Origin of the sequence: Psychromonas algicola (assembly GCF_004378355.1) — a bacterium.
Taxonomy (GTDB): Bacteria; Pseudomonadota; Gammaproteobacteria; order Enterobacterales; family Psychromonadaceae; genus Psychromonas.
In genome coordinates, this window is sequence record NZ_SNUB01000043.1 from 1 (window position 1) to 21,502 (window position 21,502).

22 protein-coding genes are annotated in these 21,502 nt (G+C 37.2%); 10 read left to right on the forward strand and 12 right to left on the reverse strand.

Annotation, left to right across the window (positions count from 1 at the left end):
- Positions 1 to 165 precede the first annotated feature (165 nt).
- Together pgm and E2R67_RS15315 are read right to left on the reverse strand one after the other, a co-directional pair.
- The gene (pgm, locus tag E2R67_RS15310; protein WP_134291822.1) at positions 166 to 1,818 is read right to left on the reverse strand and encodes a phosphoglucomutase (alpha-D-glucose-1,6-bisphosphate-dependent); all 1,653 of its coding nucleotides are present in this window, start codon (positions 1,816 to 1,818) and stop codon (positions 166 to 168) included.
- 160 nt (positions 1,819 to 1,978) lie between these two features.
- Positions 1,979 to 2,617, reverse strand: a complete 639-nt coding sequence (locus E2R67_RS15315; protein WP_134291823.1) for a replication initiation regulator SeqA — start codon at positions 2,615 to 2,617, stop codon at positions 1,979 to 1,981.
- A 193-nt stretch (positions 2,618 to 2,810) separates the two neighbouring features.
- Between E2R67_RS15315 and E2R67_RS15320 the strand changes: the two genes are divergently transcribed.
- The 5 genes from E2R67_RS15320 to fur all read left to right on the forward strand — a co-directional run bounded on the left by E2R67_RS15320 (position 2,811) and on the right by fur (position 5,217).
- Positions 2,811 to 3,596, forward strand: coding sequence for an alpha/beta fold hydrolase (locus E2R67_RS15320; protein ID WP_134291824.1), 786 nt, complete (start codon positions 2,811 to 2,813; stop codon positions 3,594 to 3,596).
- A gap of 77 nt (positions 3,597 to 3,673) precedes the next feature.
- Entirely contained in the window at positions 3,674 to 3,895 is a 222-nt protein-coding gene (locus E2R67_RS15325) for a DUF2788 domain-containing protein (RefSeq protein ID WP_134291825.1), read from the forward strand.
- A 54-nt stretch (positions 3,896 to 3,949) separates the two neighbouring features.
- Entirely contained in the window at positions 3,950 to 4,228 is a 279-nt protein-coding gene (ybfE, locus tag E2R67_RS15330) for a LexA regulated protein (protein WP_134291826.1), read from the forward strand.
- A gap of 10 nt (positions 4,229 to 4,238) precedes the next feature.
- Positions 4,239 to 4,766, forward strand: a complete 528-nt coding sequence (gene fldA, locus E2R67_RS15335) for a flavodoxin FldA (RefSeq protein WP_134291827.1) — start codon at positions 4,239 to 4,241, stop codon at positions 4,764 to 4,766.
- A gap of 25 nt (positions 4,767 to 4,791) precedes the next feature.
- Positions 4,792 to 5,217, forward strand: a complete 426-nt coding sequence (gene fur, locus E2R67_RS15340; protein ID WP_134291828.1) for a ferric iron uptake transcriptional regulator — start codon at positions 4,792 to 4,794, stop codon at positions 5,215 to 5,217.
- A 96-nt stretch (positions 5,218 to 5,313) separates the two neighbouring features.
- Here fur and E2R67_RS15345 read toward each other — a convergent pair whose 3' ends face one another.
- The 6 genes from E2R67_RS15345 to clcA all read right to left on the reverse strand — a co-directional run bounded on the left by E2R67_RS15345 (position 5,314) and on the right by clcA (position 11,250).
- The gene (locus tag E2R67_RS15345; protein WP_134291829.1) at positions 5,314 to 6,345 is read right to left on the reverse strand and encodes a TAXI family TRAP transporter solute-binding subunit; all 1,032 of its coding nucleotides are present in this window, start codon (positions 6,343 to 6,345) and stop codon (positions 5,314 to 5,316) included.
- 14 nt (positions 6,346 to 6,359) lie between these two features.
- Entirely contained in the window at positions 6,360 to 7,694 is a 1,335-nt protein-coding gene (argA, locus tag E2R67_RS15350) for an amino-acid N-acetyltransferase (protein WP_134291830.1), read from the reverse strand.
- A gap of 107 nt (positions 7,695 to 7,801) precedes the next feature.
- Positions 7,802 to 8,428 (reverse strand): trimeric intracellular cation channel family protein, encoded by a 627-nt coding sequence (locus E2R67_RS15355; protein ID WP_134291831.1) that lies wholly within the window; start codon positions 8,426 to 8,428, stop codon positions 7,802 to 7,804.
- Between the two features lie 237 nt (positions 8,429 to 8,665).
- Positions 8,666 to 9,016, reverse strand: coding sequence for an iron-sulfur cluster insertion protein ErpA (gene erpA / locus E2R67_RS15360; protein ID WP_134291832.1), 351 nt, complete (start codon positions 9,014 to 9,016; stop codon positions 8,666 to 8,668).
- 78 nt (positions 9,017 to 9,094) lie between these two features.
- Positions 9,095 to 9,823 carry a DUF6776 family protein gene (locus E2R67_RS15365; protein WP_134291833.1) on the reverse strand — a complete coding sequence of 243 codons (729 nt, stop codon included), beginning with the start codon at positions 9,821 to 9,823 and terminating at the stop codon, positions 9,095 to 9,097.
- 11 nt (positions 9,824 to 9,834) lie between these two features.
- Positions 9,835 to 11,250 (reverse strand): H(+)/Cl(-) exchange transporter ClcA, encoded by a 1,416-nt coding sequence (clcA, locus tag E2R67_RS15370; RefSeq protein WP_134291834.1) that lies wholly within the window; start codon positions 11,248 to 11,250, stop codon positions 9,835 to 9,837.
- Between the two features lie 212 nt (positions 11,251 to 11,462).
- Between clcA and hemL the strand changes: the two genes are divergently transcribed.
- The 4 genes from hemL to rraB all read left to right on the forward strand — a co-directional run bounded on the left by hemL (position 11,463) and on the right by rraB (position 16,439).
- Positions 11,463 to 12,740, forward strand: a complete 1,278-nt coding sequence (gene hemL / locus E2R67_RS15375; RefSeq protein WP_134291835.1) for a glutamate-1-semialdehyde 2,1-aminomutase — start codon at positions 11,463 to 11,465, stop codon at positions 12,738 to 12,740.
- 222 nt (positions 12,741 to 12,962) lie between these two features.
- Positions 12,963 to 15,242 (forward strand): DNA topoisomerase IV subunit A, encoded by a 2,280-nt coding sequence (parC, locus tag E2R67_RS15380; RefSeq protein ID WP_134291836.1) that lies wholly within the window; start codon positions 12,963 to 12,965, stop codon positions 15,240 to 15,242.
- Positions 15,243 to 15,245: 3 nt separating this feature from the next.
- Positions 15,246 to 15,992 (forward strand): 1-acylglycerol-3-phosphate O-acyltransferase, encoded by a 747-nt coding sequence (locus E2R67_RS15385; protein WP_134291837.1) that lies wholly within the window; start codon positions 15,246 to 15,248, stop codon positions 15,990 to 15,992.
- A gap of 66 nt (positions 15,993 to 16,058) precedes the next feature.
- On the forward strand, positions 16,059 to 16,439 hold the full coding sequence (gene rraB / locus E2R67_RS15390) for a ribonuclease E inhibitor RraB (protein ID WP_134291838.1): 381 nt from the start codon (positions 16,059 to 16,061) through the stop codon (positions 16,437 to 16,439).
- A gap of 91 nt (positions 16,440 to 16,530) precedes the next feature.
- Here rraB and E2R67_RS15395 read toward each other — a convergent pair whose 3' ends face one another.
- From E2R67_RS15395 to E2R67_RS15410, 4 genes are all read right to left on the reverse strand, one after another.
- On the reverse strand, positions 16,531 to 16,923 hold the full coding sequence (locus E2R67_RS15395; RefSeq protein ID WP_134291839.1) for a DUF2750 domain-containing protein: 393 nt from the start codon (positions 16,921 to 16,923) through the stop codon (positions 16,531 to 16,533).
- A gap of 8 nt (positions 16,924 to 16,931) precedes the next feature.
- Positions 16,932 to 17,189 carry a ubiquinone biosynthesis accessory factor UbiK gene (gene ubiK, locus E2R67_RS15400; RefSeq protein WP_134291840.1) on the reverse strand — a complete coding sequence of 86 codons (258 nt, stop codon included), beginning with the start codon at positions 17,187 to 17,189 and terminating at the stop codon, positions 16,932 to 16,934.
- A 154-nt stretch (positions 17,190 to 17,343) separates the two neighbouring features.
- Positions 17,344 to 18,225 carry an HTH-type transcriptional activator IlvY gene (ilvY, locus tag E2R67_RS15405; RefSeq protein WP_134291841.1) on the reverse strand — a complete coding sequence of 294 codons (882 nt, stop codon included), beginning with the start codon at positions 18,223 to 18,225 and terminating at the stop codon, positions 17,344 to 17,346.
- Between the two features lie 35 nt (positions 18,226 to 18,260).
- Positions 18,261 to 19,148 carry a sulfurtransferase gene (locus E2R67_RS15410; protein WP_134291842.1) on the reverse strand — a complete coding sequence of 296 codons (888 nt, stop codon included), beginning with the start codon at positions 19,146 to 19,148 and terminating at the stop codon, positions 18,261 to 18,263.
- A 304-nt stretch (positions 19,149 to 19,452) separates the two neighbouring features.
- Between E2R67_RS15410 and ilvC the strand changes: the two genes are divergently transcribed.
- Positions 19,453 to 20,934, forward strand: a complete 1,482-nt coding sequence (gene ilvC / locus E2R67_RS15415; RefSeq protein ID WP_134291843.1) for a ketol-acid reductoisomerase — start codon at positions 19,453 to 19,455, stop codon at positions 20,932 to 20,934.
- Positions 20,935 to 21,502: the final 568 nt, after the last annotated feature.

The following is a 21,502-nucleotide window of genomic DNA, read 5'->3' on the forward strand; positions in this document are numbered from 1 at the left end:
TTTGTTTTGCCTGAACGGCGAGAGAGAAGTTACCCAAGAATGGTTAAAGCGAGACCCAAAAGATACGCAGAAAGAAAAGGTAAAAAAATGCCCATCAGTTCTTAACTGACAGGCATTAAAATAGAATTCGCCTTTTTAATTCTTACACAAGGTAAAATTAAGTAATTAGAGGCCAGCTTTAGTAAATGCCTGAGCGACTATTTCTTGGGCTTCCGATTGAATTAATGCAATATGCTCTTCACCTATAAACGATTCTGAATAAATTTTGTAAATATTCTCAGTACCTGAGGGGCGAGCGGCAAACCAACCGTTTTCAGTAGTGACTTTTAAACCGCCAATCGCAGCACCATTACCTAAAGCATGAGTTAACTTAGCAGTTATTTTTTCACCTGCTAAGGTTTCAGCTTCAACCAGTTCAGGGCTTAGATTAGCGAGTACTTGCTTTTGCTCTGGGGACGCTGGCGCATCAAAACGTTGATAAACAGGTGTTCCAAATTTAGCAGTGAAATCAGCATAATGCTCACCAGGATCTTTTTTGGTCACCGCTAAAATTTCAGCAGCTAATAAAGCTAAAATAATACCGTCTTTATCTGTGCTCCACACTGTGCCATCTTTACGCAAAAAAGAAGCACCGGCGCTTTCTTCGCCACCAAACCCAAATGAGCCGTCAAATAATCCATCGACAAACCATTTAAAACCAACAGGTACTTCCGACATGTCACGCCCTAAATCATTAACAACACGGTCAATCATTGAACTTGATACTAAGGTTTTACCGACCATTGCTTTCGCAGGCCAACTAGTACGATGTTTGAATAAATAATTGATCGCAACAGCAAGGTAATGATTTGGATTTAATAAACCAGACGACTTAGTCACAATACCGTGTCTGTCATAATCCGGGTCATTAGCAATTGCAACATCAAACTTATCTTTAAGTTTAATTAACCCTGCCATCGCATAAGGAGAGGAACAATCCATACGGATCTTGCCATCTTTATCTAATGTCATAAATGAGAAAGTAGGATCAACTCTATCATTCACAACTTCAATATCTAACCCGTAGGTTTTAGCAATAACGGGCCAATATGCGACACCTGAACCACCTAAGGTATCAACGCCAATTTTAATGCCTGCTTTTGCAATTGCTTCAAGGTCTAATACGTTTTTAAGGTCATCAACATAGGGTTGGATATAATCATATTCTTCCACTAAACCTGACTGCATTGCTTCATCGAAATCAGCTTGTTCAATATCATCATAATTATCGTTTAATATTTCATTAGCGCGATCTTGGATGATCTTAGTAACATCACTGTCCGCAGGACCACCATTCGGAGGATTATACTTAAAACCACCATCTTCAGGGGGATTATGAGAAGGCGTAATAACAATACCATCAGCCAGTGAATCAGGATGTGCCTTGTTATATTGCAAAATAGCATGAGAAATTACAGGTGTTGGCGTATAGCCTCCTCCCTTTTGTACAATCACTTTAATACCATTTTCAACTAACACTTGCACCGCTGAAATAAAAGCAGGCTCAGATAGAGCATGGGTATCTTTACCAATAAAAACAGGTCCTGTGTAACCTTGTTTTTTGCGATATTCAGCCAGCGCCTGTGTGATCGCTAAAATATGTAATTCAGTAAAGGCATAATTTAAAGAGCTACCTCTATGACCCGATGTACCAAATGCCACTTGCTGTTGAGCGATATCTACATCGGGTAAGTTTACATAATATGACGAGACTAACTTAGGAATATTAACGAGATCACTTGCTTGTACAGGTTGACCTGCACGAGGATGAATTGCCATAAATACCTCAAAACTGTTGTGAAAATAAAAGTAAATAACATCACTTGTTGATGATCAATTACCTGTTTTACAAATAGATTGGAACGACTAAGACCATCAAGCCTCTATAGTAGGTGAAAGCCTAATAAATAGCATAAACACCAATGGTCTTAATTTACTATTAGATTTCTTCTTTTATGCGTTCAATTAAATTGTGCGGATAGCCCATTGAAGCCATCATTTGCGTCAAGATAATACGCTTACGACCAGTATTCGCATTGGTAATCACCCAAAAAGGCGTTTGTGGAATAGCCCTTGGTTTACTTGCTTTAAACTGCACAAGCTCTTCTTCATTATCAGAATTCAATAAATCTTGAAGATGTGTTCCTAAATAAGCACGAGTGCGCCCTTTTGTTTTATCTGCTGCTTCAACAAACTCTTTTGTTTTTTCAAGATACATTGTCGTTAACATCATCATAAATTTATTGGTGACGACGGATTCAGATTTAAAAATAGGATCTTCAAATAACTGACTGACACCTTCACAAAAATGCTCTGCAGTACTTTGCTTTGCTTCAGTTTTAATTTCAGGAGTAACAATTTGAGGTTTATCTTCTTTTTCAACATGACTTGTTGGTGTTAATGTCTCTTTAACCACTTTTAATGGCGTTTCATTTTCAGCAGGAAGTGCATGAGATGTATTACTTTCGGCAGCTACAATCAATAAACGACGAAGGATTTGAGAAGGCGTTTCACCAAAAGCTTCAATATTATTTAAAATATATTTATATAAGTCGTCTTCTATTTCTATCGTTTTCATTATTTCCCCACTATATTGCAATTATTCATTTCAGTGTTGTAATACCGTTAGCGTTAATATCTCATAGATCTTATCAAGATTGCACAATTAATATTTCCACAATAAGAACAACAACTATGTAAATACTTTCTGCTTTAATGCATAATTTGGTATTATTTTCTGTTGTATTTATTTTCACTTAAAATGAGCGCTTATGCTACTAAATTACCAATTAAAAGAGTCTACTAAACATGAAACCAACAAGAAAAATGAAATCATTTTTATGGTCCATGGTTTGTTTGGTAGTTTATCTAACCTTTCCGGCTTAGCCAAAGAATTACAACCCAACTTTGATATTATATTAATTGATGTAAGAAATCATGGGCGTAGTCCTCGTAATAAGTCCATGACCTACCAAGAAATGGCTGAAGATATTTTTGAATTAGCAGACTCCTTGAAGATAGAGCAGTTTTCAATTTTAGGTCACTCCATGGGTGGAAAAATAGCAATGACATGTGCACTGCTTCAGCCGCAAAGAGTGAAACGTCTAGTTGTTGCAGATATTGCACCGGTAACTTATGGAGACAGACACGGTGAAGTCTTCATGGGATTAAAATCTGTACTACAATTACAAGCTGAAAACCGAACTGAAGCTGAAAAAACATTAGCGGGTTATATTGAAACTCCAGAAGTACGACAATTTTTACTTAAATCATTCCAACGTAGTGAAGATGGCTTTGATTTTCTATATGATGTCGAAAATTTATATAACAACTATGGACTGATTAGTGGTTGGCCGGAGCATAATAAACCTTATAATCCTGCAACCTTATTTATTAAAGGTGAACTTTCAAACTATATTGAAAGTCACAACCTCAAGTCGATAGAAACCTTGTTTCCTAATTCAGAATTAAAAGTTATTGAAGGAACGGGACATTGGTTACATGCAGAAAAGCCAAAAAGTTTTAATCGCTTAGTAATTGAGTTTTTTGCTGAGTAAGTAGCGCATTTACTGGTAGATTTGCCTATTTTCGACAACGTCTATATGTTATATTCCTTTTTTAAAGAAGCTAAAATATGCTGCAACAATATACTGAACAAATTGAAACGATCGGGTTATATGGTTTTTACCTATTACTCTTTTTATTTATAGGTATGGCCATTCAAGACGTGTTGAAAAAAGGTAATGTACCTAAATTCGGACGAAATGTGGTGTGGGCAGTGTTATTTTTTGGCTGTATCGGCTTCATTTCAAAAGCAATTATTGAAATCATATGGGTTAATTCAGGTATTGGATAAATACTAATAACTCAATGATGATATTGCTCAGTAATAATTGTTAGGTAACAAAAAATGGCAAAGGAATCATTTGATCGCATTACTAGCGATCTATTTGCAAACGAGGTTCGCCCAGGCAGACCTAAAAGTAGTCCGCATTCGCGTCAAGTTCAGCTTAAAATAAATAAACAAAAGCAGACACTACGAGACAAACAAAACGGTTTAAAACGAATTGAACTAAAAGTAGAAAGTGAATTATTTGAAAAATTAAATGCACTTTCTATTACACAAAACATAAGCCGTGCAGAGTTAATTAATAAACTCCTTCACGCACAATTAAATCAAATAAATTAAGGTATAAAGTATGTCAAGCGTAGGTATTTTCTTTGGTAGCGATACAGGTAACACTGAAGCCGTTGCAAAAATGATACAAAAAGAATTAGGTAAAAAATTAGTAGAAGTTAAAGATATTGCTAAAAGTACCAAAGAAGATATTGCTGAGTTTAGCCTTATCCTCTTTGGTATTCCTACTTGGTATTACGGCGAAGCTCAGTGTGATTGGGATGATTTTTTTCCTGACTTAGAAGATATCGACTTTACTGATAAGCTTGTTGCTATTTTTGGTTGTGGCGACCAAGAAGATTATGCAGAGTACTTCCTCGATGCAATGGGCCAATTAGGTGATATTGTAGAAAGTAAAGGTGGCATTATTGTAGGTCATTGGCCTACGGAAGGTTACGACTTTGAAGCATCAAAAGCATTAATTGATGACAAAACTTTTATTGGTTTAGGTATTGATGAAGATCGTCAACCTGAATTAACAGCATCACGTGTAAAAGCATGGTCAGAGCAAGTTTATAATGAAATGTGTTTGGCAGAATTAGCCGATTAAATCCCAAAAGCAGTTAGGAAGCGATATGAGCAATGAAAATTTAGCTTTGAAAGAAGCAGGTCTAAAAGTAACATCTCCACGTTTAAAGATTTTAAGTTTATTACAGTTACCAGAGAATCAGCATTTAAGCGCTGAAGACTTATACAAAAAATTACTTGAACAAGGTGATGAAGTCGGTGTTGCGACAGTATATCGCGTACTAAACCAATTTGATGATGCAGGCATTGTTACGCGTCACCACTTTGAAGGCGGAAAATCTGTTTTTGAATTAACACATCAAGAACATCACGATCATTTAGTTTGTTTAAAATGTGGTGAAGTGATTGAGTTTAATGATCCACTGATTGAAGAGCAGCAAAAATTAATTGCAGCTAAATTCGGTATTAAATTAACCAACCACAGTTTATACCTATACGGTGAACCTGTTGATGGTGAATGTAAGCATAAATAATTAAGTTAATTTAATTGCTTCCTAAATAAAAAAATCCTGTTTTAACAGGACTTTTTTTACGCTAAATTTGTAGACCAACAAATGAGTATATAGAAATTACTGAATTAAACCCACCTCTTTGTAATAACGTAAAGCCCCTGGATGTAAAGGCGCAGAAAGATATTGAGTGAGCATCGCTTCTTTGCTTAGGTTTTTAAATGCAGTATGTAAATGAATAAAGTCTTCATGGTTTTTAAACACAGCTTTAACGATTTCATAAGCAACATGCTCAGGTAATGCTGTTGTTGCCACGATCGTTGCTCCCACACCAAAAGTGTAAGTATCTTGATCGCTACCTCTATACATTCCCCCTGGAATTTTCGCTTTATCATAATAGCTATGTTGCGAAATGAGCTTATCAATATTTGCACCTTGCACATTCACCAGTCTAGTTTGGCAAGCACTACTCGCTTCTTTAATAGAGCTATTTGGATGGCCGACCACATAGACAATAACATCCACTTTTTTATCACATAAAGCTTGTGCTTGTTCACTTGGATTTAATGCAGTTAATGCTGAAAAATCAGATTTTTTCCACCCATAAAGTTGTAATAAGGTTTCCATGGTTGCACGCTGCCCAGAGTTAGGAGCACCAATATTCACACGCTTCCCTTTAATATCTTCAAAAGACTTTATATTTGCATCTTCTCTTGCTAATACAGTAAAAGGTTCTGCATGTACTGAGAACAAGGATCTTAACTCTTTAAATTTTCCTTCTTTTTTAAAACGAGAAGAACCATTATAAGCATGATATTGCCAATCAGATTGAACAACCGCTAAATCGACTTCTCCTGTTTTGATTGCTTTTAGATTGTAAATAGAGCCGGGAGTACTTTTAATTTGGCAACTAAATGGGTCGATACCTTCAACTTGATTAAGTAAGTGACAGATTGCCCCTCCAGTTGGGTAATAAACTCCGCTAACGCCACCAGTGCCTATTGATACATACTCCGTTTTCGCATGTACGTTAGTTTGGGAAAAGAGCAATGAAACACCAATAAACAAAGTACGGAAAAACAGCTTACGATTACTTTTTATAAAAGGCGGACTATGATTAACATCTTTCTTCGACCCTAATGTCAGGCTCATGTTGTTGGGTTCCTTTATATTATTTTTTTTATTAAAACCTTGGAATTGCGTTTCAAATTATATAATTCTTTCTTCGCAGCAGGTAACTGATTGATATCTGCAAACTCAAAACCACGCTCTCTAAACCAGTGAATGCTTTGTGTGGTTAGTACAAAAATAGTTTCAATGCCTAACTTTCTAGCTTTACGCTCTACATGAGCCACTAAGTTATCAGCTCGAGCAGCTCTTCGATATTTAGGATGACTGACTAAACAAGCCAACTCTCCCATTCCATCATCAGCAAAAGGATATAAAGCCGCACAGCCGATCACCATGCCATCACGCTCAATAATAGAGAAGTGCTCAATTTCATTTTCTAATAGTTCGCGAGATCGTTTAACCAAGATACCTTGTTTTTCAAGCGGCTCAATCAATTGCAATAAGCCACCGATATCATCGATATTTGCAGTACGAATTTGCTCGTAACTTTCTTCAACGATCTGTGTACCAGTACCATCACGTGTAAATAGCTCTTTAAGTAAAGCACCATCTTGTTGGTAACTAATAAGATGTGAACGTTTCACTCCGGCTTTACAAGCAGCAACAGCGGCACGTAAAAAACGCAAAGTACCAGAAGCAGGCCCACGTAATTTTTCTATTTCATCGATATAGACTTGGGCTTGGTCAGGTAATAATTCAGAGATAACATTGTCATCTTCGTCTAACACACCTTGGTTAGAACAAAAACCAATTAATTTATCGGCATGCATATCGATAGCGACTTGTGTCGCCACTTCTTCTGCTAATAAATTAAAGACTTCACCCGTCACCGAATAACCAATAGGAGAAATAATAGGAATGGCACCAGCAGATAATTGCGCTTTAATGCCTTCAACATCAATGCGACGCACTTTACCGGCATGTAAAAAATCAATACCCTCTTTAACTCCAATCGGTTGTGCAGTCACCACGTTGCTTAATACGGTACGAATTGCAGCACCTTGCATTGGAGAGTTAACCAGTCCCATTGAAAGGCTAGCTTGTAATTCGATTTGTACTGCACCAACAGCTTGTTTAATTAACGCTAGGCTTCGGTCATCAGTAATACGTAAATCTTCATGAAATTCACTACTATGACCATGGGCATCAAGTTGTTTCTGAATTTGAGGACGAACACCATGAACGAGGATCAATTTGACGCCCAAACTATTAAGTAGGGCGATATCATTAATGATGTCTTGAAAGTTATCCGTTTCTAAGGCTTCTCCACCTAGCATTAAAACAAAAGTCTTATGGCGATGTGCATTAATATAAGGAGCTGAATTACGAAACCAGTTAATCAATTGTGTTGAGCTTTTTACAACTTCCATTTACCTGCCTACTTATAACAAGAATTCATTTGATGAATAGAGTTTATCAATTTGCGCTTTATATTAGCAAAACAAATATGTCTGTATTATTAAATCGTTGCACTTAATCATGCTTCTCTATCATTACTAAACACGGGTAATGATAAATGGTAATAAATAGCACACAATCGTAAAGATAATGTACCTATCATTGCAATTGCCATGGAGAAAATAGCACCTAAAGTGAAATAATCACATACCACATATAAAGTAGCACCAAGAATAGAAGCCGTTGCATAAATTTCTTTTTGTAGCACGAAGGGAATTTGCCCACTTAGAATGTCTCGAATCATACCTCCGACAACACCGGTGACACACCCCATTACAATAGCGACAGGGCCACTAAATCCAAACATAAGTGCTTTTTGCGCACCAACGATAGTAAAAATAGCTAAACCAAAAGCATCAAAAACAGGTAATAAATAGGCAGGAAAACGGTGAATTCTATGTAACCAAAGTACGCTCAATAAAGCGGTGATAATAATTGCGTAGATATAAGTATTATCGACAATCCAAAACACTGGCGTTGCCCCCATCATGATATCGCGTAAGGTGCCTCCACCAATGCCAGTGACACCAGCTAAAACAATAATACCAAAGGGATCCATACGTAGCCGAGTCGCTACTAACACACCGGAAATTGCACAAGTGATCACACCAATAATATCTGAGATATAGATAAAACTATCAAGCATATTGTGCATCACCTTTTATAGGAAGAGTCTTTTCGCGCATTCTATCTATCAGCAAGCTTGCTGGCAAGCACGCTGCACCTAACAACAAGCAAGAATCACACTATAAAATGAACCTTACTTTATAAATAAACAAGTAAAGATTGCGGTTTTAAAGGTATTTTTAATATAAGAGGGATAAGTGCTTACTTAATAGTAAGCACAGAGCAATGATATCGAGCTAGTGCTCAAGCATAAAAATTAAATTGAGAATGAAGAGCCACAACCACAAGTTGCCGTTGCATTTGGATTGTTAACTAAAAAACGAGAACCTTCTAAACCATCTATAAAATCAACTGTTCCGCCCACAAGGTACTGCAAGCTCATAGGATCAACAGATAAAGTTACGCCGCTGTTTTCTATTAATGTATCGTCATCATTTACTTTTTCATCAAAAGTAAAACCATAGGAAAAACCAGAACAACCACCACCTGTTACATAAACACGTAATTTAAGTTCAGGGTTATTTTCTTCTGCGATCAGAGTCTTTACACGATTTGCAGCGTTATCACTGAAATAAATCGGTAACGCCATTTCCACTTCGCTTGTCATGATAATTTTAATCCTATTTATATAACCAGAGCTTATTATCCAATACCTGACCAATTTGTTCAAGTATTAAAGGGTCAATTATTCATCCTCAGCCTGTATCGCTAATTCTTTAAGTGTTAACCCGCCCTTTTCTATAAACTCTTTCCAATCATAGATTTTTTCAATACGTTGAGCGCGATTCCAGCGGTTACCTGCTGCTTGTGCAATAACAAAAACTTGATCCACTTGCAGATCGTCGGGTAATACGAATTGACCTTTTAATGTTTGAAAGTATTTAAATTTGAAAGAATGGCTAGAATGCTTATCAAGTTCGCTCAACTTTATTGATTTTTGGGTTGCTTGAGCGTCATCAGCAGGAGAAAAAATAACATCAAAAGAACCGTTTAATAAACGTCTTCGCTTTTGGTCTTGCATCAACACTAATTCATAGGACCAAGCATTGCTATTAGCTACCTTCTTCACCTTAAAGGCATAAACATTTAATCCAGTCGTTCCTAATTCAGGAGCAACAACTTGCTCATAGAAATATAATTTATTGTTACTTGTATCTAATGCCTCATTAAGCTTTTTATTTTCAGCAACTAACGCCAAATTCGCTTGTTCTTTAGCAAAAAAATCAGCCTGAAGAATACTTAGTTTTTGTAATAACGCATGATTTTCAGAAGTTAAATTAGTTGCATCTAATGCTAATAATTGTATTTGATTGTATAAAATATCTTGTTTAAATTTTCCAACCATAAAACCAAAATACAAACACATAAAACTAATGGTGAGCCATTTAAAAAAGCTCATCTTAAAACGTCGCATTAATTACCTTATTATTTTTTATATTTGCCAAGAATACGGAACATCGCTTTATTGGTTGTTTGCTGACGTTTTTCTCGCATTGATAGTTTTAAAGTTCTTTCTAACAATTGGGTATAAATAGGACGTCCACCTAATGTTTGAGCAACCATAGTTGCACCTAAACAAGTTACAATTAAAGGTAAGATCATTTCATAGTTACTTGTCATCTCAATCACTAATAGAATACCAGTGATCGGAGCGCGTACAGTGGCTGCAAATAACCCGCCCATTCCTGCGATAGCAAACGCACCGGGTTCAGTGACTAATTCAGGAAATAATGAATGAGCAATCACGCCAAACAACATACCAAATAATGTGCCTAGTGCTAGCGTTGGCGCAAAGACACCACCAGGTGCACCTGAACCGAAACTCAGTAAGGTCGTCACCGTTCTTAATAAGAATAAAAGCAATAAACCACCAGCAAAATAATGGCCGCCTTCTACGTGCGGAATTAATTCAATGCCACTGAAAGCGATATCTGGCTCAATAACCGATAATGCACCAAATAAAGCACCAAGTACTAAACCAATAGAAACAAAAATCCAACGTTGATTTTGGTGAATAGATAGATACATATCTTGCGTGGCTAACACCATCTTATTGAAGAAAATACCAATCACCCCAAAACAAAAACCTAAAATAAGATAAAAGCCCAATGTGTGTAAATCTGGGTGAGAATATTGAGTCACAGTCACCACTGCATCTTGGTCTGTAAATAAGCGCATCACAATGGTTGCCATTACCGCACTCATAAAAACACTTTTTGTTGAAGTTAAGCTGTAATTAAACTGCGAACGCATCTCTTCAATCACAAACATAATACCCGCAAGCGGAGCGTTGAATGCAGCAGCTAAACCACCTGCAGCCCCCGCGGCTAACAAAGCTTGACCATCAACTTTATCAACCTTAAAAATATCCGAGATCATCCGCCCCACGTTAGCGCCTAGCTGTACCGAAGGCCCTTCACGGCCTAAAGCCATCCCACTGCCTAAGGCTAATAAACCACCAAAAAATTTAACCGGAATAACACGCTTCCAACGAACGGGACGCATTCCTTCCATAGCACCTTCAATTTCAGGAATACCACTACCACCTGCTTCAGGTGCAAATCGATGAGTAATATAAAAGGCGGTACCAGCCATTAAAGAGGAAACAGGAATAGCAATTAGCCAGAGGGGAATTTCACTATCAGAATAACTTTGAATAAATCCCAAACGCATTTCTGAGACCCAGATAATGCCATGGTCAAATAATGCAGAAAGAACACCTGCTAACAAACCAATAAAGATAGATAACCAAATTAACAATGCACTACTTTTTCTTGTAAAAAAGCGATCGATAAATCGTTTAAACCCAATAATAAAAACTGTTGGTAATGCTATTTTCATAAATGCGGTACAGCCCAGAACAAGAAATGACAAAAAACGGTTATTATAATAACAATGCTGACACTAATTACTTGATTGATGTCATATTAACAAAGATTGAACGAAGAAACCCACTGTAAATAAATAATCATGAAATTATTTTCTTAGTTGCATCTTAATTTATCATGGGTATATTGCAGCATGTCTTGATTTACATTACTTAATGGATACTTATGAGCAAATCAACTGAATTATTTAACCGCGCACAATCTATTATTCCAGGTGGCGTTAATTCCCCTGTTCGTGCATTTAATGGCGTCGGTGGCGGCCCTTTATTTATACAAAAAGCACAAGATGCTTACATCTACGATGTTGATGATAAACAATACATTGATTATGTCGGTTCATGGGGGCCAATGATCCTAGGTCATAACCATCCTGCCATTAAAAAAGCAGTGATTGATGCAGCTGAAAATGGATTAAGTTTTGGTGCCCCGACTGAAATTGAAATCACTATGGCTGAAAAAGTACAACAGCTAGTGCCTTCGATGCAGCAAATTCGTATGGTAAGCTCTGGTACCGAAGCAACAATGAGCGCGATTCGTTTAGCTCGAGGCTATACAAACAAAGATAAAATCTTAAAATTTGAAGGTTGTTATCATGGCCATGCAGATTCATTGTTAGTTAAAGCAGGCTCTGGCGCATTAACATTAGGTCAACCGAGCTCTCCAGGTATTCCAGCTGATTTTGCTAAACATACATTAACCGCTGACTTTAATGATTTAGATTCTGTAAGAGCGTTATTTGAAGAATATAAAGATCAAATAGCTTGTATCATAGTCGAGCCAGTTGCAGGCAATATGAACTGTATTCCACCAGCTGAAGGATTTTTACAAGGGTTACGCGAAATTTGTGACCAACACAAAGCACTATTAATCTTTGATGAAGTGATGACAGGTTTCCGTGTTGCATTAGGCGGCGCACAAGCTCATTACAATATCAAGCCAGACCTAACCACTTTAGGTAAAGTTATCGGCGGCGGCATGCCAGTAGGCGCTTTCGGGGGTAGCCATGAAGTGATGCAGTTTATCGCACCAACAGGCCCAGTTTACCAAGCGGGGACTTTATCAGGTAACCCAATTGCAATGCACGCAGGATTAGCAGCTTTAACGGCTTTAGACACTCCAGAATATAAACAACTAGCAATTAAGACTAAACAACTTGCAGAAGGCTTAAAACAAGCAGCAAAAGAAACAGGTGTTGAATTAGCAGTTAACTATGCTGGAGGCATGTTTGGATTCTTTTTCACTTCAGAGCCTGAAGTCACTAACTTCAAACAAGTAAGCGCTTGTGATGTTGAAAAATTCAAAAAATTCTTCCACCTTATGTTAGAAGAAGGTGTATACCTTGCTCCTTCAGCTTTTGAAGCAGGATTTTTATCATTAGCGCACACTGAGCAAGATATAAATAACACGATAGCAGCAGCTAAAAAAGCATTCCAACAGTTATAAACAACTGTTTTTGTTATCATTCAATCGGTAGGTAACAGACCTATCGATTGATTTATTTGATATTATTCTTAGTAATTGTTGTACTTTTTCTATAACCTAATCTTATCGAGGTATAATTTCAGTACCTAATTCTCACAATGTTATTTCTATTTTTATCTTAGAATACAAGTGAGGTATACTTTTTAAATTATTTATCTATTAACAATACAGGGCTATAAAAATATGAGTGAAGTCTTAGACATGAGTTTAGATGGTGTAGAGCAGTTATCGCTCGCCAAATTTACTGAAGATGCGTATCTCAATTATTCCATGTATGTCATTATGGACCGTGCTTTACCGCATATTAGTGACGGTCTCAAACCTGTACAACGACGCATTATTTATGCGATGTCTGAATTAGGTTTATCTGCATTAGCAAAATATAAAAAGTCTGCTCGTACTGTGGGTGATGTATTAGGTAAGTATCATCCACATGGTGATAGTGCTTGTTACGAAGCAATGGTATTAATGGCTCAACCCTTCTCATATCGTTATCCATTGATTGATGGCCAAGGTAACTGGGGTGCACCGGATGATCCAAAATCATTTGCTGCTATGCGTTATACCGAATCTCGTTTATCCCCTTTCTCTGAACTATTACTTTCAGAAATAGGTCAAGGCACAACCGATTGGCGCCCTAACTTTGATGGCACCATGAAAGAACCTGAACTATTACCCGCTCGTTTACCGCATATTTTATTAAATGGTATTTCAGGTATTGCCGTTGGTATGGCGACAGATATTCCGCCACATAACGCGCGAGAAGTAACCAATGCTTGTTTACATCTGATTGACCACCCTAAAGCGACCTTAGAAGATTTAATGGAATTTGTACAAGGTCCAGATTACCCAACAGAAGCTGAAATCATTACACCTCGTAAAGATATTATTAATATCTACAAAACTGGTCGAGGCAGCTTTAAAAGTCGCGCAGTCTATTCAGTAGAAAGCGGCGATATAGTCGTCACCGCTCTACCTCATCGAGTTTCTGGCGGTAAGATCTTAAAAGATATCGCAAAACAGATGCAGGATAAAAAACTACCAATGGTGGCCGATTTACGTGATGAGTCAGACCATGAAAATCCAACTCGTTTAGTGATTGTGCCGCGTTCAAATCGAGTTGATGTTGAAGGATTAATGAATCATCTCTTTGCTTCAACGGATTTAGAAGTCAGCCATAAAGTTAATTTAAATATGTTAGGGCTAAACCAACGTCCTAGTGTGAAAGGCTTAGTCACCATTTTAAGTGAATGGATAGTTTATCGTACCAATACGGTACGTCGCCGTTTACAACATCGTTTAGATAAAATACTAGCAAGAATGCATATTCTAGAAGGTTTGCTCGTTGCTTATTTAAATATCGATGAAGTGATTGAAATCATTCGTACCTATGACGATGCCAAAGCAGAGTTAATGTCGCGTTACGAATTATCAGAAACACAAGCCCATTCTATTTTAGAAATTAAATTACGCCAATTAGCAAAACTTGAAGAAATACAAATTCGCGGCGAAATGGATGAGCTATCTCAAGAACAAAAGAAACTAGAATTATTACTAGGTTCAGATAGACGTTTAAATACGTTAATCAAAAAAGAATTAAAAGCAGATGCTGATAAATATGGTGATGACCGTCGTTCTCCAATGGTTGAACGCTTAGAAGCAAAAGCGTTAACAGAAAAAGAGCTGATGCCAAGTGAGCCTGTTACCGTCGTATTATCAACTCAAGGTTGGGTACGAAGTGCAAAAGGTCATGACGTTGATCCAAGAGCATTAAGTTATAAAGCTGGTGATGAATACCTAACAAGTTGTAAGGGTAAAAGTAATCAAAGCTGTATCTTTATTGATAGCAGTGGACGAGCTTACTCTTTAGATGCACATTCATTACCTTCTGCACGTACTCAAGGCGAACCATTAACAGGTCGCTTTAATCAAAATGAAAATGTACCTTTTGCTTGTGCATTAATGGGTGATGAATCAGATCGTTATATTATTAGTAGTGACCATGGTTATGGTTTCATCGCTAACTTAAGCGATATCAATAGCCGTAACAAAAACGGTAAAGCATTAATTAACTTAACCACTAATGCGCTGTTAATGGAGCCACAAAAGTTATCTAAAAATGCAGATGATTTATGCTTAACAATCAATAATGAAGGCAGTATGTTGATCTTCCCTATTTCAAGCTTACCTAGCTTAAGTAAAGGGAAAGGTAATAAAATGATCAACATACCAACAGCTAAAGCGACTAAACGTGAAGAGTTTGTTACCATGCTGAAAATTATTCCTAAAGGCAGCTCGGTAACTTTACATGCAGGTAAACGCAAACTGACATTAAAAGCGAGTGACTTAGAGCATTATCAAGGTGAACGTGGACGTCGCGGTAGTAAATTACCACGTGGTTTACAGCGCGTTGATAATATAGAAATCGCAACAACAAGCTCAGAACAAGAAGAGAACCAATAAACAATGTTATTTATCATTCGTACTATTTTAATCATTATCGCCGTTATTTTAATGAGTGTTTACGCACTTTTTTATTGTATGTTAAGTCCACGTAACCCTAAAAACACTTACCATTTTGCAAAATTATTTAGCAAAATGTCATTCTTAGTAGGCTTAAAGGTAACCGTAAGAATTCCAGAAAGCGCTAAAAATAATGGCTCTGTGGTGTATATTGCGAACCATCAAAATAATTACGATATGGTAACCACAACCGGAGCGGTTGTACCTGGATCGGTTTCAATCGGTAAAAAAAGCCTCGTTTTTGTGCCTTTCTTTGGCATCATTTATTGGCTAACAGGTAATATTCTTATTGATCGTAACAATACCGATAAATCTAGAAATACAATCACTGATGTAGTGGATCAAATGCGCGCGAAAGACTTAGCAGTTTGGATCTTCCCTGAAGGTACACGCAGTCGTGGTCGAGGTTTATTACCATTTAAAATGGGTGCGTTTCACACCGCTTTACAAGCTGGAGTGAACATTGTTCCAACCGTTATCTCTAATACCCATCAGCAGGTAAAACTCAATCGCTGGAACAACGGTGAAGTGATTGTTGAAATGCTAGATCCTATTGATACAAGCCAATACAAAACACGAGAAATTCGTCGCTTATGTAATGATTCTCACGCAATCATGTTAGCCAAATACAATCAATTGAATGAAGAAGTTAATCGTCCTGATCAGAATACAATAACAGCCACTAATTAATGCAATAGTGCTATCAAACTTTGATCGCGCTATTAATAAGAACTAAATATAAAGAAAGAGACTCCGATGTCAGAAGAACTCAATAACGAAGAACTTACTAATGAACAGCTGCTTGAAGAACTAGCAGAAGAAACGGCAGAAATTGTAGAAGCAATTTTAGAAGACGGTAGTAATCCAGATGCGGTTTATATGATCGAACATCACCTATCTTGTGATAACTTTGATGTATTAGAAAAAGCAGCGATTGCTTGTTTCAAAAAAGGCTATGAAGTCACAGATCCTGAAGAGCTTGAACTAGAAGATGGTTCAATCATTTTAAGTTTTGATGTCGTAGTAGAAATGAATTTAGATGAAGAAGCTATCTTTGAAGATGTTGAAAGATTATTTGCACTAGCAGAATCTTTTGGTATTGATTACGACGGCTGGGGCACTTACCCAGAAGAATAACAAAGCAATTAATTAAGTACATAAAAAAACCAAGCAAATCGCTTGGTTTTTTTATGTCTGCTGTTTTTATAACAATTGATATAGTAATTAATTATGCATCAGCTTCTACGGTAACTTTTGCTTCATCTTGAAATTTTTCTACTAACGCATTTTTAAGTACCATAGCTTCAATTTCTAATCCGCATAAATCTTCATCCCAGTTAACGCCAGCAAAAACTTGTTGCTTCTGCATACCGTCTAACCATGAATCAAAAAAAACATCTAAAGCAATGGCTTCTACTTTGTAATTTGACCACTCTTCCGTTTTTAACTTTTCTGCCAATTTTGCATCAGACCAAAATAAATAAACCGCAGTAGCATCTTTATTATCATGGGCATGGCAATTCGCCCAACCTTGGTTTTCATCAAATAAACCAAATAACTCAGCTTCTTCAGCAACTTGCTCAACAAATAGCTCAGCATTTTTTAAATATTGTTCTTTCATTAATTATCCTATTTGCTCTTATCGTCAAGTTTCGCTTCTAACTGAGCAAATTTTTCTTCCATTTCATTCAATTTTTCACGAGTGCGTAATAGCACTTGAGTTTGAACATCAAACTCTTCGCGGCTAACCATATCTAGTTTGCCTAATTGAGACTGTAATACTTGTTTAATTTTACGATCAACTTCAGTGCCAAAGCTTTTTACACCTTCAGGCATTGCATCACTGACTTGCTTTGCGATTTCTTCTAACTTCTGTGGATTAAACATAAAAAGCTCCTTGAATATAATCTTAGTATTGTAAACTGCGGCCCAGTGAATTTCTATGAGAATATCTAAACCTTTCTCATTTGCTGTGATTAATAAGCAACACTCAATAAATCTTACTTTTAAAAAGATAGAAAATAAGACTCTGGATCATGGCTTATTCATCAACACAATTTAAAAATGCACCAATTAATGGCTCCTCTAAACGTGTTTTATAACAACACACACCAAGATTAAATGAAGCTAACTCTCCTATTGAAGAGAGAGTCTGTACTCGGTCTCTTACAGGGCTGTTTTCAATCACCACATCAGGAGCAATACCAACGCCACAACCTAATGCGACCATACTTAATAACGCTTCATGCCCAGCCACTTTGGCATAAATATGTGGTTTCCCTGATTTAAGAGAACGAAACCAAGTATCAAAACGACTTCTTATTGCACCGTGCTCTGGCAAAATAAAAGGCACACTTTTCCAGTCAATAGGCGTTTTTTTAACTAATTGGTTAGCAGCACAAGGAGTGGTTGGCGCAATAATAGATAGTGGAATCTCAGCTAAATGGCTAAAGTGTAAACGCGCAGGGAAATTATCAGGGTAGGCAATGATCGCAAAATCAACTTGGTGTTGCATGATTTGCTCCATAGCCACTGCACTATCCCCTGTTGTTAGTTTTATTTCTACATTAGGGTGATTACGTCGAAAACGATCCAAAATAGGCGGTAAATGGCTATAGGCAGCCGTCACTGAACAATAAAGGTTAATCTCCCCTTCTAATTCATTCGCACCTTGTGAAATAGAATGTTTTAATAAATCCCATTGTTCAATTTGTTGGGCTGCAAACTGCTTAAAAGCAAGCCCCGCTTCGGTTAATAATACGGATCGATTATCACGAATTAATAAATTTGCGCCTAACTCTTCTTCAAGCCGTTGAATAAGCCGACTTAAGGTCGATGGGCTAACGTTCATTGCCTGTGCCGTTTTAGAAAAATGTAAACTTTGGCTTAGGTGAACAAAAATATGTAATGATTTTATATCCATTTAATTTGTCTAATTTACCTTTTAAAATGTTTATATTACTGAGTTTTCTTGTGCTGTGCTTGTTTACATTGCACCACGGGTAAGGTTTCATTTGCTCCCCATTCACTCCAAGATCCGTCATACACGCTTAATGCATCATAACCTGCAACTTTAGCAGCTAATGCAAGAATACAAGCAGTCACGCCCGAACCACAACTAAATACAACACGTTGCTTTTGCGGCATCAAAGCTTCAAAGATCTGTGCTAATTGATAGGCATCTTTCATGGTTTGATTATCTAATATCTCGCTAATAGGCAAATTCATTGCCGATGGCATATGCCCTGAACGTAATCCTTTTCTAAATTCCGGAATTTCACCTAAAAAGCGACCTGCAGGTCTAGCATCAATAATCGCAATATTATCATTATCGATGGCTTGATAAACTTCTTCTCTATCGCTTATCAAATCAGCTTGATATTCAGATTTAAAATCACCCTGCTTCCTCGCCTCAGAAGAAGGTGGTGAAGTATTGACAGCTAAACCTGCGGCTTTCCATGCAGGCAAACCGCCATCTAAGACTGCGATATTATTAAATCCCATTACTTTAAACATCCACCAAACCCTAGGACTAGAAAAGATCCCTAAGCTATCGTAGACAATAATCGCGCTATTATTGTTAATACCTAACAACTGAGCGGATAATTCAAAATGTTGAGGCGTGGGCATCATATGCGGCAAACTTGCTTGTTGATCACAAACTTCACGATCAAAGTCAAAAAAACGCGCATTGCCTATGCGTTCATTTAACCACTCTTGATAGCCGTCTCGCTGTGTCATCGGCATATGCCAGCTAGCATCTAAAAGGATTAAGTTTGAATCTTGATGGTGTTCAGCTAACCATTGAGTAGAAACCAGATCACCTGGCAAAACGAGAGAAGGCATAAAACTCCTTTATAACAACAAGTTACAATTCAAATAAATCAAGGTCAACAATCACTACCAATTAATAATAGAATCAAACAAAAAACCTAAGTCTGCTTATGCTCACAGTTACATGATAAAAAGCGGATAAATTTTCATTCTGTGCAATAAGGCCAATTAGTATATTTCATTTTACGCAACATCACATTGCTAATATATCATTTTGCGCAATATTAATAATACGTTATCATGCCACCCGAAATGTAAAGATGACGTTAACAATTTAAACGTCTTACCCTATTAATTTATTCTGGAGTGCAGCTCAATGGCTAACTACTTTAATACTCTTCCACTAAGTGAGAAGTTACATCAACTAGGTCAATGTCGTTTTATGGATCGCAGCGAATTCGCTGAAGGCTGTGAAGCATTAAAAGGCAAAAAAGTAGTTATCATCGGTTGTGGTGCTCAAGGTTTAAACCAAGGTTTAAACATGCGTGACTCTGGTCTTGATGTATCTTACACATTACGTGCTGAAGCAATCGCTGAAAAACGTCAATCTTGGAAAAATGCAACTGAAAATGGTTTCACAGTTGGTACATACGAAGAGCTAATTCCACAAGCTGATTTATTATGTAACCTAACACCAGACAAACAGCACACTGCTGTAGTTGGCGCGGTTATGCCTCTTATGAAAGAAGGCGCTACACTAGCTTACTCTCACGGTTTCAACATCGTTGAAGAAGGTATGCAAGTTCGTGAAGATATCACTGTTATTATGTGTGCTCCTAAATGTCCAGGTTCTGAAGTACGTGAAGAATACAAACGTGGTTTCGGTGTTCCAACACTAATCGCTGTTCATCCTGCAAACGACCCACAAGGTCACGGTTTAGCATGGGCTAAAGCATACGCATCAGCGACTGGTGGTGATCGTGCTGGTGTACTTATGTCTTCTTTCGTTGCTGAAGTTAAATCAGACCTAATGGGTGAGCAAACTATCCTATGTGGTATGTTACAAACTGGCGCAATCCTAGGTTTTGAAAAAATGGTTGCTGACGGTCTTGAGCCAGCATACGCATCAAAACTAATTCAGTACGGTTGGGAAACAGTCACTGAAGGTCTTAAATACGGCGGCATCACTAACATGATGGATCGTCTATCTAACCCAGCTAAAATCAAAGCATTCGATATGTCTTTAGAACTTAAAGATATTTTACGTCCATTATTCAACAAACATATGGATGACATCATTGAAGGTGAATTCTCTAAAACAATGATGGAAGATTGGGCTAACGATGACGCTAACCTACTAAAATGGCGTGCAGCGACAGCTGAAACTGGTTTTGAAAAACAACCAGCTGGCGACATGGAAATCGATGAGCAAGAATTCTACGATAACGGTATCTTCCTAGTAGCAATGATCAAAGCAGGTGTTGAACTTGCATTTGAAGCAATGACTGCATCAGGTATCATCGAAGAGTCTGCATACTACGAATCTCTACATGAAACACCATTAATCGCTAACACAATCGCTCGTAAGAAACTTTACGAAATGAACGTTGTTATCTCTGATACAGCTGAGTACGGTTGTTACTTATTCGATCACGCTGCTAAGCCTCTACTAGCAGATTACGTTAAAGCGATGAGCCCTGAATTCCTAGGTAAGCCATTAACAGTTAAAACTAACTCTGTTGATAATGCTCGTTTAATCGAAATTAACGATGAAATTCGTAACCACCCTGTTGAAATCGTAGGTAAGAAATTACGCGGTTACATGAAGGACATGAAAGCAATCGTAGAAGCTTCTTAATTTAAGCTTTTAATTAATTGCTATATAAGCCAAGGTTAACGCCTTGGCTTTTTTGTTTCTGCATTTTGTAAATAATACCAATCACAGTAATTAACTGATCTATTCACTTGTTAAAATAACTTATTTCTTCATTCTAAGTTTTATAAAGGAAACAACCCTTAAAGTATTAAGGTGTTTTACTTAATACTGTTGATAGAGGGTTAACGCAGTTAACCTCTCGAAAGACCTCAACTTATGCCTTATATAAAAAGCTGCAGTATCTGATCTATCTTGCTGGTTAAAATAATAAATAGCTACGTTGCATTCAATCGCAATAGCAAGCTATGACTCAATCATGCGCCTTGCTCTTTATCGCTTTCCCTCAACAAGCCCTGACCATAACATCATGCGGAATGGTATGAATCATTTTTAGATAACTTCAAATAGCAAAAAGCCAAGCATTAGCTTTAATGCCGATCAGTTAAGAAAAATTAGTTGATTTTTACCCGAATGGGATCAGAATCCGATGTTCACTCAACATCGGATTTTTTTATGCCTTTAGATTACGATTTCCACTCACTCGAAGCCT